The sequence below is a fragment of the Rudaea sp. genome (assembly GCF_036383415.1).
Taxonomy (GTDB): domain Bacteria; phylum Pseudomonadota; class Gammaproteobacteria; order Xanthomonadales; family Rhodanobacteraceae; genus Rudaea.
The window spans coordinates 1-13,980 of record NZ_DASVOK010000156.1; the positions used below are offsets into that span (position 1 = coordinate 1).

Consider the following 13,980-nt stretch of genomic DNA (forward strand, 5'->3'; position numbering starts at 1 on the left):
ATCGCCGCGACCCTGGCTTCGACCGGCACGCCGGCGTTTTTCGTCCACCCGGGCGAGGCCAGCCACGGCGACCTCGGCATGATCACGCAGAAGGACGTGGTGCTTGCGCTGTCGAACTCGGGCGAGACCGACGAACTGCTCGCGATCCTGCCGCTGGTCAAGCGCCAAGGCGTGCCGCTGATCCTGATGACCGGCAATCCCGATTCCTCGCTCGCGGCGATGGACGACGTGCACCTCGACGTCAGCGTGCCCGCGGAAGCCTGCCCGCTCGGCCTCGCGCCGACCGCAAGCACGACCGCCGCACTGGTCATGGGCGATGCGCTCGCGATCGCCCTGCTCGAAGCGCGCGGTTTCACCGAGGAGGATTTCGCCCGCTCGCATCCGGCCGGCGCGCTCGGCCGGCGCCTGTTCGTGCATGTCGGCGACGTCATGCACAGCGGCGAGCGCCTGCCGATGATCGGCCTCGAGGCGACGATCCACGAAGCCATGGCCGAGATGACGCGCAAGGGCCTCGGCATGACCGCGGTCGTCGGCGCGGACGGCGCGCTTGCCGGCGTGTTTACCGACGGCGACCTGCGCCGCGCGATCGACGACGACGACATCGACCTGCGCCGCACCCGCGTCACCGAGTTGATGAGCACCAAGCCGAAGACGATCCGTGCGGACAAGCTCGCAGTCGAGGCCGCGCAGCTCATGGAGACCTACAAGATCCATGCCCTGCTCGTCGTCGACGCGGACGAGCGCCTGATCGGCGCGCTCAACATCCACGATCTGTTCCGCGCACGCGTGGTGTAGCGCGCTGGCATCCGCTCCGGCATCCGCCCCCTTCGCAGTCCCGCCGACAGCTGCGGGATTGATGAGCGCGCGCACGGCGCCAAACTTGCGGCGGGTGCGCGCGGCGCCCCAACAATGCGAAAATGCCGCATCCGACGCGAGGCGATCCATGCAGACCACTCCGACTCATCCCGCCAAGCCGCCCGCGGCGCCGACCACCGTCAAGACCGACGACGAAAAAGCGGTTGCGGTACGCATCAACGGCCGTACCTACAGCTTCGACGGTGACGACACCATGCCGCTGCTCTGGTACCTGCGCGACGTGCTGCGCCTGACCGGCACCAAGTTCGGCTGCGGCATCGGCGCCTGCGGTGCCTGCACCGTACTCGTCGACGGCAAGGCGCAGCGCGCCTGCCTGACACCGATGAAAGCGCTGGCCAAGCGCGAGGTGACGACGATCGAGGGTCTGGCCAATGGCGAGCTGCATCCGCTGCAGCAGGCCTGGGTCGAGATTGACGTGCCGCAGTGCGGCTACTGCCAGGCCGGGCAGATCATCGCCGCAGCCGACCTGCTCAAGCGCACGCCGAATCCGAACGACGACGACATCGGCAAAATTTCCAACCTGTGCCGCTGCGGCACCTATCCGCGCATCCGCAAGGCGATCAAGCGTGCGGCGGAAATCACCCGGGAGCGCGCTGCGCACGAAGGCGGCAAGTCGTGAAGAAAGACAAGACGATCGCCAATCCTTCACGACGTCGATTTCTCGTCGTCGGCGCGGCCGCGTCGGGCGCACTGGTCGTCGGCTGGCGCACGGCGACTGCACAACAGGCACTGCCCTACCTCGGCGCGCGCATCGAACCCGCTGCGCTCGGTGTCTTCGTGCGCATCGAGAAGAACGGCGACATCATCATCGGCGCACGCGGCTGCGAGATCGGCCAGGGCGTGAAGACCTCGCTGCCGATGCTGATCGCCGAAGAGCTCGACGTCGACTGGAACCGCGTGCGCGTCGAGCAATTGCCTTACGGCTACATCGATACCGACAAGGGGCCGGGACACAAGTACGGCGACCAGGGTGCCGGCGGCAGCACGAGCATTCCGACCGCTTGGAAAGACCTGCGTCAAGCCGGCGCCACCGCGCGCTGGCTGCTGCTCGTCGCGGCATCGGCGAAGTTGAATCTTCCCGCTGGACAACTGCACGCCGAGTCGGGCAACGTGATCGCGCCGGACGGCACGAAACTTTCCTACGGCGAACTCATCGACGCCGCCTCCAAGCTCGATCCGCCGACCGAGCCGCGCACGCTGAAGAAGCCGGAGGAGTTCAAGGTCATCGGCAAACCGACACCGACGGTAGACTCGCGCGCGATCGTCACAGGACAGACGCAGTACGGCATCGATGCCTACCTCGCAGAGACATCGATCGCCGTCGTCGCGCGCTCGCCGTGGATCGACGGCGAAATCGCCAGCCTCGACGATACGGAAGCACGCAAGGTGCCCGGCGTGAAAGACATCGTGCGCATCGCCGGCCCCAAGCCGGGCGACGTGTTCGACGCTGCGCTCGCCGATGGCGTCGCCGTACTCGCGACGAGCACCTGGGCCGCGCTCAAGGGGCGCGAGAAGCTCAAGATCGAATGGAAACCCGGTCCGTTCGCCGAGGAATCGACCGATGCACTGCGTCGTCAGGCCGACGACTTGCTCAAGCCCGCGAACGCGGACAAGGCCGTCGGCATACGTCGCGACGGCGACGTCGACAAGGCACGCAAGGCCGCGCGCAAGACAATCGAGGCGCGCTACACGGTGCCGTTCCTCGCGCATGCGACGATGGAGCCGCCGGCCGCGCTGATCCATGTGGAGAAGGACAAGGTCCTGCTCGTCGCCTCGCTGCAGGACCCGGACGGCGCCTCCGAAGTCATCAACGCAGTGACCGGCGTGCCGCGCGCCAAGATCGAGATTCGCATGACCCGCGCGGGCGGCGGTTTCGGCCGGCGCCTGAAGAACGACTACATCGCCGAGGCCGCGCTGATCGCCAAGCAGACCGACAAGCCGGTCAAGCTGCTGTGGACACGCGACGACGATATTCGCCACGACTTCTACCGCCCGTTCTGCGTGTTCCAGATGGCAGCGAGCCTCGATCGCAAGAACGAAATCGCGGCCTGGTCGGCACGCTGCGCAGCGACGCCGCGCAATCATCGCGACAAGGGCATGAAGGAGCGGCCGTTGTGGAACGGCACGCTCGCCCCCGACGATTTTCCGGCGGGCCTCGTGCCCAACTTCGACCTGTCGCTGCTGTCGCTCGAATCGGGCCAGCCGCGCGGCTGGTGGCGCGCGCCGGTGAGCAACGCGACTGCGTTCGCCGTGCAGAGCTTCATCGACGAGATCGCCGTCGCGCTCAAGCAGGACCCGCTCGCGCTGCGCCTCAAGCTGCTCGGCGAGCCGCGCGAACTGCCATACAAGGGCCACGGCGGCCCCGTGTTCGATACCGGCCGCATGGCCGCCGTGCTCAACGCCGCAGCGGAAAGGATCAGCTGGAAACGCAAGCCCGACAAGGATCGCGGCCTCGGCATCGCCGGCCACTTCACCTTCGGCGGCTACGCCGCGCACGCGCTCGAAGTCTCGGCGATCGACGGCAATGTCGTCGTCCATCGCGCGGTCTGCGCGATCGACGTCGGCCATGTGGTCAATCCGCTCGGCCTTGAGGCGCAGGCGATCGGCGGCACGATCGACGGCCTGTCGACCGCGCTCAACCTCGGCATCACGCTGAAGGATGGAAAAGTACAACAATCCAATTTTGGCGATTATCCACTTTTGCGCATGGGCCAGGCGCCGGTCGACGTCGAGGTGATCGTCATCGATTCGGGCAAGGAACCCTCCGGCGCCGGCGAGATGGCGCTGCCGAGCGCGCTGCCGGCGCTGACCAACGCGATCTACGCCGCAACCCAGGTGCGCATCCGCGAACTGCCGATCGGCGACCAGTTGCGCAAGATCCTGTAGCAGGTGCGCGCCCGGCATGCCGCCGGACGCGCCTGCTGGTCACTCCTAGACATTATTCGGCCACTTCGACGTAGCCGTTCTCGACATGGACGCGAACGCGCGTGCCCGGATCGTGGTTCATGCGATCGTGATAATCCTCGCCACGATACCGGTAAACCACATCGTAGCCGACCACGCGTTGGCTCGTATCGTAGTCGGTGCGCGTGCGACACCGCTGTTCGTAGTCCTGCGTGTAGTAGCCGCCGCTTTCGACGACGTCGCTGCGCACGACCGCCGTCCCGTCGGCGGTGGTCACCACGGTCGGTGACACCTCATCACGCCGATAAGTCGCCTGCGGATGGAACACGCTGCGTGGCTCGTTCCAGCACTCGCGTCGCTTGATCGGCTCGCTCACCGGGCTGACCACGCGGTCGACGCGCTCGACGCTGGCGTAATCGAAATAGGAACTGTCGCCATTTTCATAACGGACATAGCGATCGGATGCGCAAGCGGTGCCGAGCAGCGCCAGTCCAAGGGTTGCAACGACAGATTTTGTCATGCTCTTCATACCAACCTCCGTAGGGCCGGAAGCCCTGGTTGAACCCTGCTGCCACGCTAGGCGGGGGTGGGTGAATTCGCTGTGAATTTCGCAGCTGCAGCGATTGCGGTTCAGCGAATGTTTCGTGAATTGTATATTTTTATTTTTTTATACCATGAATGTCGCGCGCACCAATCGGCGGCGTCTTGTGCCACGGCACTCGCGATACGCCCAAGCAGCGGCGAGAGATGGCCGGCTCCGTGCAGCAGGCGAAACTCGGCCCCATGCATCTCGGCAAGCGCGCGGCTCGCGGCAGGTGCGACATCCGCATCGCGTTCGCCGGCGACGACCAGCATCGGGCAGGTGACGATATCGACGATGGTGCTGCGCGATGCCTCGCGCAGCACGCTGCCGGATTCGTCGCGCCAACGGCGGAACGCGAACCAACGCGCCGCATCGTCGGCATCGGGCATCGCACGGCACGTGGAAGCGAACGAACGCGCACTGCCCCAGGTGACGATGTCGGGCCATTGCCTCGTGGATTCGCGCCGCGGCTCGATCCCCGCCGGAGGCAGAGGATTGACGAGCACGAGCGCGGCTGGCGCGGCTCGCTGCGCAACGTTCAAAGCGAGCAAGCCACCGAGACTGGCACCAACGAGAACGGTGCACGCCGATTCGCCCCGATCGCGTTCGCTCTCGCCGGTGCGTATCCAATCTTCGACCTGGTCCACATAGTCGTGCAGATGCGTCTGTGCCAAACCGCGTCTGGCGGGCTGCAGATCGCGTGCGATCGCAGTCCAACCCCGCGCGACAAAGACGCGGCGCCAGATCGCCCACTCCCATGCGCCGCCACCCGCGCCATGCACGAAGACGACGCGCCCCTTCACGTTCTCGTAACGACTACGCATGCCGCATTATCGCCAAAGCCGGCGTATTAAGCCGAGGTTGCATCGGCGGAGGTAAGGTCGACATGTCGGCACGCCATGCGGCCGATATTTCGAGTTCGACTCTCGGGCTCGTGTGCGGCGCCTGTGCCGCAATCAGCGATCCAATCCCGGACCGCGCCGTCGGAGGTGTTCGCGCCTTCGGCGTTCCGTGAAGACCCGCTAGGACAAAGTCTGGTCTTCATTCTCGCCAACGAGAAGGAGCTTTTCATGAAATCCCACACTCCCACCGTCCCCGCGGTTTGCGCGGCCATCGCCTTCGCCTTGGCGAATGCAACCGCATTCGCCGCCCCGCCTCCCGATCCGACCGATCCCACACAGCCGTCCACGCCGATGCAGCGCTCCGGACAGGTGGAATCCCCCGCCAGCCTGCAGGCGCGCTTCGAGGCGCTCGACCTCAATCACGACGGCTACATCGACAAGACCGAAGCATCGGCCAACAAGATGCTGAGCGCGCAGTTCGACAAGCTTGACGCCAACCACGACGGCAAGCTCTCTCCGGCCGAGTTCGCCAAGGCCAAGGGACTGGCAGCGCCGACCGGTTCGAGTACCGATCAGCCATAACAACAACAAAGCGTGTTTGACCCTTCGGGCGGGGCCCTGCGCCCGCCTGTTTTTCCGCACATCCGATGCTGACGCGACGCTGCGCGATGCAAGGCCGGCGATTCCGACTCGGCTTCCGCCAGCCTGCCCACACTCTACCCGTCTCGTTCCTTGGACAAGAATGGAGCGATTACTTTTCGTCCAGCACCGTGGCCGGTTTCCATTTCTCCGCGGGCGGCTCATAAGGCTTGGGCGGAACGTCCGCGCAGCCGCCGCCGGCCATGACGATCATGAAAGCGGCCTTGCACTTGATCTTGCCCAGCGGCGTGTCGAATTCCTTTTCGATGCTGAGGTTCTTGTCGACGAATTCGGCGGTCTTGCGCAACGCCGCGCCGAGCAGGTTTTCATTCTCCGGTGCCTTCCATGCGCTGGCGAAATGGTTGGGTCGAATCTTCACCGGCCGCTTCAACGTCATCAGGGTCGACGGCGCCGTCGATTTGGGAATGAAATGCGGTGGCTGTCCAGCATCGGCCTGACCGGCGACTTCAGCGGGAATGTCGATGCTGCCATCGTTATTGAAGACATGCAGTTGCGGCGTCGATTCGACCGATGCAGCGGAAGACACTGCAGGACTCGCCGCTGCAACCGGCGCGCGCTGAACCGCAACGACGGTCGACACCGACGGAGGCGGCCGTGTCGACGGCGGCGGTTCCGGTAATACCGGCTCGGCAGGCGCCGCATCAAGCAGGCGCACTTCGATGCGGCCTTCATCGAGCATCGGATGCGGCCGCATCAGCAGGTACAGGCACACCGCCGCGATCAGGTGCAGGAGGATTGCGGCGGAGAGCGCCGCAATGCGCAGCGAACGCGGCGCGCGCGTCTCGTGCGCCCGCGCATGTGCGAGGGCACGCGCGCGAACGCCTTCGCTCCACCAGTCGTCCACGGGCTCCCGTTCAGACTGGAGCATGTCGGGCACCCCTGTGACTGGGCTCATCTGCGGGAAAACCGTAATCGATCACGTGACCTTATCGCGTCCGGGCTAAATCGACGCTGAGCGCGACTTGTGGTCGCACGAGGCCGGCAGACTCTTGAGTTCCGAATCGCTCCGCCCCACCTCGCATCGTTCCGGCTTTCCGACAGGACGAACATGGCTCCGTTCACATCGCTCGATATCGGCAACATCACGTTGCGCAACCGCATCGCGATTTCGCCGATGTGCGAATACTCAGCCATCGACGGGGTTCCGAACGACTGGCATCTCGTCCATCTCGGCAGTCGCGCCGTCGGCGGCGCCGGACTCGTCTTCACCGAAGCCTCGGCGATCTCGCCCGAGGGGCGCATATCGGCGGCAGACGCCGGCATCTGGAACGAAGCGCAGCAGGCGGCGTGGGCGCGCATCGTGCAGTTCATCAAGACGCAGGGAGCCGCCGCCGGCATCCAGCTCGCCCACGCGGGACGCAAGGCATCCACCGACGTGCCGTGGCATGGTGGCAAGCCGCTCGTCGGCGTCCCCGGCGCGTGGACGCCGGTGGCGCCAAGTGCGATCGCGTTCGATGTCGGTTATGCCGTGCCGACCGCACTCGACGCGGCCGGGCTGCGCAAGGTCGTCGCCGACTTCGTCGCGGCGGCCGTGCGCGCGCGCGAGGCGGGATTCGACGTCATCGAAATCCACGCCGCGCACGGCTATCTGCTGCACGAATTCCTGTCGCCGTTGTCGAACCGGCGCACGGACGCCTACGGCGGCTCGCTGGAAAATCGTGCGCGTCTGCTGCGCGAAGTCGTCGCCGCCGTGCGCGGCGTGTGGCCGCAGCCGCGACCGCTGTTCGTGCGTGTCTCGGCGACCGACTGGATCGAAGGCGGCTGGGACATAGCCGAGTGCGTGGAACTCGCGCGCTGGCTCAAGGCCGACGGCGTCGACCTGATCGACACTTCCTCGGGTGGCAATGTCGCCCATGCGAAGATTCCCGTCGGGCCGGGATACCAGGTGCCGTTCGCGGCGCGCATCCGTCGCGAGGCGGGCATCGCCACCGGCGCGGTCGGCATGATCACGACGGCGCCGCAGGCACAACAGATCGTCGAACGCGGCGACGCCGACCTGGTCCTGATCGCGCGCGAGTCGCTGCGCGATCCCTACTTCCCGCGTCGCGCCGCGGCGGAACTGGGCGTGAAAATTCCGATACCCGAGCAATATCAGCGCGCCTGGTAGAAACGCCGGCGCCGGCGCCGCCGCAAGGCCCTGCGGCGGCGCGCCTTGACCGATGCGGATAAAAGGAGAAACCTGACGTTCCGGCGCGACGCCGGCAACATCGAGGAGGCGCATCGTGGGCTACACCACCGAAGGCATCCGAAACATCGCGCTCGTCGGCCACTCCGCCGCGGGCAAGACCACGCTGTTCGAAGCCCTGCTGCACGCGGGCGGCGCGATCCAGACTCCCGGCACGATAGAGCGCGGCACCACGGTTTCCGACCACGATCCACTCGAAAAACAACGACAACATTCGCTCAACGCGAGCATCGCCTCGATCGACAGCGGCGACTGCCACATCAATCTCCTCGACACGCCCGGTTCGCAGGATTTCCGCGGGCCGACGCTGACCGCGCTCGCCGCGGTCGAAACCTGCGCAATCGTGATCAATGCCCACGCCGGCATCGAATACGGCACGCAGCGCATGATGCACCACGCGAAGCAGCGCGGCCTCGCGCGCGTGGTCGTGGTCAACAAGATCGACGGCGGCAATCCGCGCGCGATCGTCGAGCAGATCCGCGAGACCTTCGGCCCCGAATGCCTGCCGGTCAACCTGCCCGCGCAGGGCGGCAAGGCCGTGGTCGACTGCTTCTTCAAGCCGGAGGGCGTCGCCGATTTCGACAGTGTGGCCGCCGCGCACCAGCGCATCATCGACCAAGTCGTCGAGATCAACGAGACCGTGATGGGCCACTATCTCGAAGAAGGCGAGGCGGCGTTGAGCGGTGCGGAACTGCACGACGCGTTCGAGCAATGCCTGCGCGAAGGCCATCTCGTGCCTATCTGCTTCGTCTCCTCGCGCACGGGCGCGGGCGTGCGCGAGTTGCTGCAGGTCATCGAAAAGCTGCTGCCGAATCCGCTCGAAGGCAACCCGCCGCCGTTCGTCAAGGGCACCGGCGCGAACGCGACGCCGATCGAGGCCAAGCCCGATCCCGCGGCGCACGTGATCGCCGACGTGTTCAAGATCGTCAACGACCCCTTCGTCGGCAAGCTCGCCGTGTTCCGCGTCTACCAGGGCACGATCAAGAAAGATTCGCAGCTGTTCATCGACGACGGCAAAAAACCGTTCAAGGTCGGCCATCTGTTCAAGCTCCGTGGCAAGGACTACGTCGAGATCGATCAGGCGATTCCGGGCGACATCGCCGCCGTGGCGAAGGTCGAGGAAATCCATTTCGACGCCGTGCTGCACGATTCTCATGACGAGGACCAGATCCACCTCGCCCCGCTCGCGTTTCCGCAACCGATGTTCGGCCTCGCGGTCGAGCCCGCGCACAAGGGCCACGAGCAGAAGCTCGCCGCCTCGCTGCACAAGCTCGCCGAGGAAGACCCGTGCTTCCGCTATGAGCACAACAAGGAATTGAACGAGTCGGTGATTCGCGGCCTTTCCGACCTGCACCTGCGCCTGATGCTCGAGCGCCTCAAGGAACGCTACGGCGTCGAAGTGAAGACGCGGCCACCGCGCATTGCCTACCGCGAGACCGTCGGTGCCAAGGCCGAGGGCCATCACCGGCACAAGAAGCAGACCGGTGGCGCGGGACAATTCGGCGAAGTCTACCTGCGCATCGAACCGCTGCCGCGCGGCAGCGGCTTCGAATTCGTCGATGAGGTGAAGGGCGGCACGATTCCCGGCCAGTTCCTGCCCGCCGTGGAAAAAGGCGTGCGTCAGGTGCTCGAACACGGCGCCGTCGCCGGCTACCAGATGCAGGACGTGCGCGTCATCGTCTACGACGGCAAGTACCACACGGTCGATTCCAAGGAAGTCGCCTTCGTCGCCGCCGGCAAGAAGGCGTTTCTCGATGCGGTCGCCAAAGCGCAGCCGCAGGTGCTCGAACCGATCGTCAACCTCGAGGTGTTCGTGCCCGATGCGCACGTCGGCGACGTCACCGGTGGCCTTGCCGGCAAGCGCGCGCAGATCAACGGCACCGATGCACTGGGCTCAGGTGAACTCGTCATCCGTGCGCTGGCGCCGCTCGCCGAAGTTGCCGACTACCAGACCGAACTCAAATCGATGACCGGCGGCAAGGGCCGCTACGCGATCGAGTTCAGCCACTACGACGCGGTGCCGGCCCAGGTGCAGAAGAAGCTGATCGAGGCGTACAAGCCGAAGGTGGAGGAAGATTGAAAATGCAGGATGCGGTGAGCAAGGCGAACCGCATCCTACATCGCCGCTTGCAGAATCGCGTTCAACGCGGCCGGCAGATCGCCGTAGCGAAACACGAAGCCCTGCGCTTGCGCCCGCGCCGGCAACACGCGCTGCCCGGTCAGCAGCAGATTCGCCATTTCGCCGAGCATCAGGCGCAGCGCGAACGCCGGCGCGGGCAGGATTGTCGGCCGATGCAGCGCGGTGCCGAGTGCCCGGGTGAAGTCCGCATTGGTCACAGGCACGGGCGCGGTCGCGTTGTAGGCGCCTTGCGCGGACTCGGCGCCGAGCAGCCAGCGGATCAGGCGCACTTCGTCTTCGCGCGCGACCCAGCTCATCCATTGTCTGCCGTCGCCGAAGCGGCCGCCGAGGCCGAGGCGGAACGGCAGCAGCATCTTCGCCAGTGCGCCGCCGCCGGTGTCGAGCACGATGCCGGTGCGGATGCGACAGACGCGCACGCCGAACGCACTCGCCTTCTCCGCCTCGGCTTCCCAGTCGCGGCAAAGCTGTGCGGCGAAGTCGTCACCGGGGCTGGCGTTCTCGTCGAGTTCCTCGTCGCCGCGCGGCCCGTACCAGCCTATCGCCGAGCCGGAAACGAGCACGCGCGGCTTGCGCTGTTGCGCGGCGATCCAGTCGACGAGCTTGCGCGTGGTGTCGATGCGCGAGGCACGCAATGCCCGCTTGCGCGCCGCGGTCCAGCGGCGGTCGGAAAGATTCTCGCCGGCGAGATTGACAATGGCGTCGAAATTGCCGGCATCGCGCAGGTGCTCGATGAGAGCCACTTCCGCGAGCAGGTGCTGGCGCGCGCGGCCGGCGTCGCGTGTCAGCACCACGGGTTCGTGCCCGTCCGCAAGCAGCGAGCGGCACAGCGCGCGACCGATGAAACCGCTGCCACCGGTGATCAGACAACGCATGGCGACACCTCGCAGTCCGGATTCCCGGCATCCAGTCTACTTCGCCGCAGCGAAAATCCGCGTTAGCCGCGGATGCGGAACACCTGCCGCTGCGCGCTCACTCGGCTGCGCGCATACGCTGGATGAATACCGCCGCGCCGCCTTCGAAGCGCAGCTTCATCTGCGAGCCGTCGTGCTCGCTGGCGATGACCTTGAGCGGCCCTTTTTCCTGCGCTGCCTTGACGTCGCAGGTGCGGAATTGCTCGGGGGTTCCGAGCGGATTCAACACGAGCGGTGGACTGTAGGGTTCGTAACCGCTGAAGGTACGGTCGCGTGAGCCGGAGATCGGAAACCGCTGCATGAACATGAAGATTTTGCCTTCGTGCGGAATCCAGAAGCGGTTCGGATCATGACCCGATTCGCGCATGAGCGCGCCGCCCTTGGTCCACACCTGCAGGATATGACCCTGCGTGCAATCGGCCGAGGCGCACTCCTGCAGCACGAAATATTCGTCGTCGCTCATGCGCACGGTGCGGAAATCGAAGATGTCGCCCTTCTGGAACGGCTCGGCCGGATAGATCACGGCCGACATCTTCGGATCGACGTTGAAGTTGCTCGAGATGACGTAGCCGCCGCGCCGCGTTTCCCATTTCGGCCCGACCACGTCGACCTGCGGCAGCGTGGTCTGCGCCGACAGTATGCCGGCGGCGAAGCTCAACAATACCGCGATGCCGTTCAGCATTCCGTGAGTCCGATGCTTCATGCAGGAGTCCTCGCGCTGATTTGCCTTTATCTTGGAATGCCGTATGCCAGGCGACAAGTGTCGACGGGTAAAGCTTTGTAACCGCGGCGCGCTTGCCGCAGAATCAGAGTCATCCAACCTTCAGACGATGTCTCACATGACCGACGCCGCGAACAGTGCACTCTCCGACCACGCCTCGCTCGAATCGGTTCCGCAGTTGAGCGCGATCGAGGCGCGCATCCTCGGCAGCCTGATCGAGAAGGCCGCGATCACCCCCGATGTGTATCCGCTGACGGTCAACGCCGTCGTGCAGGCCTGCAACCAGAAAACGAGCCGCGAGCCGATCATGCATCTCGAGGCGGGCGAAGTCGGCCACGTCCTGCGCGAGATGGAGGCGAAACGCCTGGTCAAGCCCGATCCGTTTGCGCAGCGTGCGGCACGCTATTCGCATTGCTTCGACGCGATCTACGACGTGATGCCGCGTCAGCGCGCCCTGCTCTGCGTGATGCTGCTGCGCGGGCCGCAGACACTCAGCGAATTGCATACGCGCGGCGAACGGCTGGCGGATTTTCCGGCGCTTGACGACGTGCGCGATTCGCTCGACCGCCTGCTCGTGCGCGAACCCGCCCTCGTCGTGCGCATTCCGCGCAGCGGCGGCCAGCGCGAGGATCGCTACATGCATCTGCTCTGCGGCCTAGTCGATGTCGACGCCTATGCCGCGGCGGCGGCGCACTCGCCCTCTTCCGCTGCCTCGTCCGAATTGGCCGATCGCGTGGCGAAGCTGGAAGAGGAAGTCGCCGCGCTCAAGGCGCGGCTTGAGACGTTGATCGGGCCATAGGGGCGCAATGCGCCCCTGGCCATTGTGGAATCCGCGCGCCGTTACGGCAGCCCGAAGACCACGATCGTTGCGTTGCCGGTGCCACCGAAGAAGCCCGAGACGACGCCCGAGGTCGTTGCGACGTACTGCTTGCCGTCGATCGCGTAGCTCAGCACGCCGCCGCCGACCGAGCCACCAGTGTTGAACTGGTACAGCGTCTTGCCGTTCGCCGCATCGATCGCGAGGAAGTTGTTGTCGAAGTCACCCGTGAACAGCACGCCGCCGCTCGTGGCGGTGACGGCGGCGACGAGCGGCGTCGGCCACTTCTGCACCCAGCGCTCCTTGCCGGTGGCCACGTCGACGGCGCGCAGCCAGCCACGCGCCTGCTCACGCGGATCGGGCGTGACCGAGCCGCCATAGTAGTGCGCGTTCTGCTGGTATCCCGGCGGATCGGGCAGACGCGTGAACGTGCCGCACCAGTCAACGCTGGCGACATAGATCGTCTTCGTCGCCGGACTGTAGGCCGGACCGTTCCACTCCATGCCACCGAGCAGGCCGGGACAGCCGTGCGCCCCGGCGACGGTCGGTTTTTCTTCCCAACCGGTGCGCGTGGTGATCGGCAATTCGTAGAGTTGCTTGTGCGTGTTGCGGTCGATCACGCGAAGCAGGCCGTCCTTGCCGCTGACCGTGACAAGGTCACGCGCTTTGCCCATCACGGTCTCGCTGAACAACGGACTGACTTGCGACAAATCGCGATCGTTGACGTCGTTCGGCACGAACTGGTGATACCAGAGCAGCTTGCCGGTTTTCACGTCGAGCGCGACGAGCGAGTCGGTATACAAGTTGTCGCCGGGCCGCGCCTGCCCATAAAAATCAGGTGCCGGATTGCCGACCGGCACGTAAAGCACGCCCTTGGCCGCGTCGAGCGCAAGCGGTGTCCACAGGCTGCCGCCGCCGTGGTCGCGCGATGCGGGGTTTTTCCACGATTTCGCGCCGGGTTCACCGGCATCGGGAATCAAGTTGAACTTCCAGATCTGTTCGCCCGTGGCGAGCTTGAACGCGCCGATCCAGTTCTTCGCGCCCCAGTCCGCGCCGGCCGGGCCGTAGATGATCGTGTCGCCGACGATCAGCGGCGGCATCGACAGGTACTGGCTGTGCGACGCGTCGGCGATCTTCTGCTTCCACACGACCGAGCCATCGGCCATGTTGAGCGCGACCAGGTAACCGTCCGGGGTACCGCGCACGAAGCGGCCGTCGGCGATCGCACCGCCGCGATTGGACTTCGACAGCGGCGAACCTTCCATCTTCCAGGTGTTGACCCATTTCTCGCGGCAGGTCGCCGCATCGATTGCGGTCGTCACGTTGTCGATGGTGAAATAC

General features: G+C 65.7%; 13 protein-coding genes. 7 read left to right on the forward strand and 6 right to left on the reverse strand.

The window, feature by feature from the left end; genetic code table 11:
• From VF497_RS05975 to VF497_RS05985, 3 genes are all read left to right on the forward strand, one after another.
• On the forward strand, positions 1–795 hold a 795-nt coding region (locus VF497_RS05975), incomplete at its 5' end, for a KpsF/GutQ family sugar-phosphate isomerase (protein WP_330886713.1).
• 148 nt (positions 796–943) lie between these two features.
• The gene (locus tag VF497_RS05980; protein WP_330886714.1) at positions 944–1,495 is read left to right on the forward strand and encodes a (2Fe-2S)-binding protein; all 552 of its coding nucleotides are present in this window, start codon (positions 944–946) and stop codon (positions 1,493–1,495) included.
• Positions 1,492–3,762, forward strand: a complete 2,271-nt coding sequence (locus VF497_RS05985; RefSeq protein WP_330886715.1) for a xanthine dehydrogenase family protein molybdopterin-binding subunit — start codon at positions 1,492–1,494, stop codon at positions 3,760–3,762. The genes VF497_RS05980 and VF497_RS05985 overlap by 4 nt, the downstream gene beginning before the upstream one ends.
• A 52-nt stretch (positions 3,763–3,814) precedes the next feature.
• Here the strand turns inward: VF497_RS05985 and VF497_RS05990 are convergent, their stop codons facing one another.
• Both VF497_RS05990 and VF497_RS05995 read right to left on the reverse strand, forming a co-directional pair.
• Entirely contained in the window at positions 3,815–4,300 is a 486-nt protein-coding gene (locus VF497_RS05990) for a hypothetical protein (protein ID WP_330886716.1), read from the reverse strand.
• Between the two features lie 110 nt (positions 4,301–4,410).
• The gene (locus tag VF497_RS05995; RefSeq protein ID WP_330886717.1) at positions 4,411–5,187 is read right to left on the reverse strand and encodes an alpha/beta hydrolase; all 777 of its coding nucleotides are present in this window, start codon (positions 5,185–5,187) and stop codon (positions 4,411–4,413) included.
• A gap of 246 nt (positions 5,188–5,433) precedes the next feature.
• On the opposite strand from VF497_RS05995, the gene VF497_RS06000 reads away from it, so the two are divergent.
• On the forward strand, positions 5,434–5,787 hold the full coding sequence (locus VF497_RS06000) for an EF-hand domain-containing protein (RefSeq protein WP_330886718.1): 354 nt from the start codon (positions 5,434–5,436) through the stop codon (positions 5,785–5,787).
• Between the two features lie 169 nt (positions 5,788–5,956).
• Here the strand turns inward: VF497_RS06000 and VF497_RS06005 are convergent, their stop codons facing one another.
• Positions 5,957–6,733 (reverse strand): hypothetical protein, encoded by a 777-nt coding sequence (locus VF497_RS06005; RefSeq protein ID WP_330886719.1) that lies wholly within the window; start codon positions 6,731–6,733, stop codon positions 5,957–5,959.
• 180 nt (positions 6,734–6,913) lie between these two features.
• Here VF497_RS06005 and VF497_RS06010 point away from each other — a divergent pair, with 180 nt between their 5' ends.
• Both VF497_RS06010 and fusA read left to right on the forward strand, forming a co-directional pair.
• Positions 6,914–7,972, forward strand: coding sequence for an NADH:flavin oxidoreductase/NADH oxidase (locus VF497_RS06010; RefSeq protein ID WP_330886720.1), 1,059 nt, complete (start codon positions 6,914–6,916; stop codon positions 7,970–7,972).
• A 115-nt stretch (positions 7,973–8,087) separates the two neighbouring features.
• On the forward strand, positions 8,088–10,130 hold the full coding sequence (gene fusA, locus VF497_RS06015) for an elongation factor G (protein ID WP_330886721.1): 2,043 nt from the start codon (positions 8,088–8,090) through the stop codon (positions 10,128–10,130).
• 35 nt (positions 10,131–10,165) lie between these two features.
• Here the strand turns inward: fusA and VF497_RS06020 are convergent, their stop codons facing one another.
• Both VF497_RS06020 and VF497_RS06025 read right to left on the reverse strand, forming a co-directional pair.
• The gene (locus tag VF497_RS06020; RefSeq protein ID WP_330886722.1) at positions 10,166–11,062 is read right to left on the reverse strand and encodes a TIGR01777 family oxidoreductase; all 897 of its coding nucleotides are present in this window, start codon (positions 11,060–11,062) and stop codon (positions 10,166–10,168) included.
• 97 nt (positions 11,063–11,159) lie between these two features.
• Positions 11,160–11,804: a hypothetical protein gene (locus VF497_RS06025; protein WP_330886723.1), complete on the reverse strand. Its 645-nt coding sequence runs from the start codon at positions 11,802–11,804 to the stop codon at positions 11,160–11,162.
• Between the two features lie 136 nt (positions 11,805–11,940).
• Between VF497_RS06025 and VF497_RS06030 the strand changes: the two genes are divergently transcribed.
• Entirely contained in the window at positions 11,941–12,621 is a 681-nt protein-coding gene (locus tag VF497_RS06030) for a YceH family protein (RefSeq protein ID WP_330886724.1), read from the forward strand.
• Positions 12,622–12,662: 41 nt separating this feature from the next.
• On the opposite strand, the gene VF497_RS06035 is transcribed toward VF497_RS06030, so the two are convergent.
• Positions 12,663–13,980: pyrroloquinoline quinone-dependent dehydrogenase (locus tag VF497_RS06035; RefSeq protein ID WP_330886725.1), on the reverse strand; the 1,318-nt coding region annotated here is incomplete at its 5' end.

Bases quoted from the DNA above. Each gene is read 5' to 3' on its own strand.
- VF497_RS06010 (WP_330886720.1), top strand. From the start codon at position 6,914: ATGGCTCCGTTCACATCGCTCGATATCGGCAACATCACGTTGCGCAAC.
- VF497_RS06005 (WP_330886719.1), bottom strand. From the start codon at position 6,733: ATGCTCCAGTCTGAACGGGAGCCCGTGGACGACTGGTGGAGCGAAGGC.
- VF497_RS05990 (WP_330886716.1), bottom strand. From the start codon at position 4,300: ATGACAAAATCTGTCGTTGCAACCCTTGGACTGGCGCTGCTCGGCACC.
- VF497_RS06000 (WP_330886718.1), top strand. From the start codon at position 5,434: ATGAAATCCCACACTCCCACCGTCCCCGCGGTTTGCGCGGCCATCGCC.
- VF497_RS06025 (WP_330886723.1), bottom strand. From the start codon at position 11,804: ATGAAGCATCGGACTCACGGAATGCTGAACGGCATCGCGGTATTGTTG.
- VF497_RS06030 (WP_330886724.1), top strand. From the start codon at position 11,941: ATGACCGACGCCGCGAACAGTGCACTCTCCGACCACGCCTCGCTCGAA.
- VF497_RS05980 (WP_330886714.1), top strand. From the start codon at position 944: ATGCAGACCACTCCGACTCATCCCGCCAAGCCGCCCGCGGCGCCGACC.
- VF497_RS06020 (WP_330886722.1), bottom strand. From the start codon at position 11,062: ATGCGTTGTCTGATCACCGGTGGCAGCGGTTTCATCGGTCGCGCGCTG.
- VF497_RS05995 (WP_330886717.1), bottom strand. From the start codon at position 5,187: ATGCGTAGTCGTTACGAGAACGTGAAGGGGCGCGTCGTCTTCGTGCAT.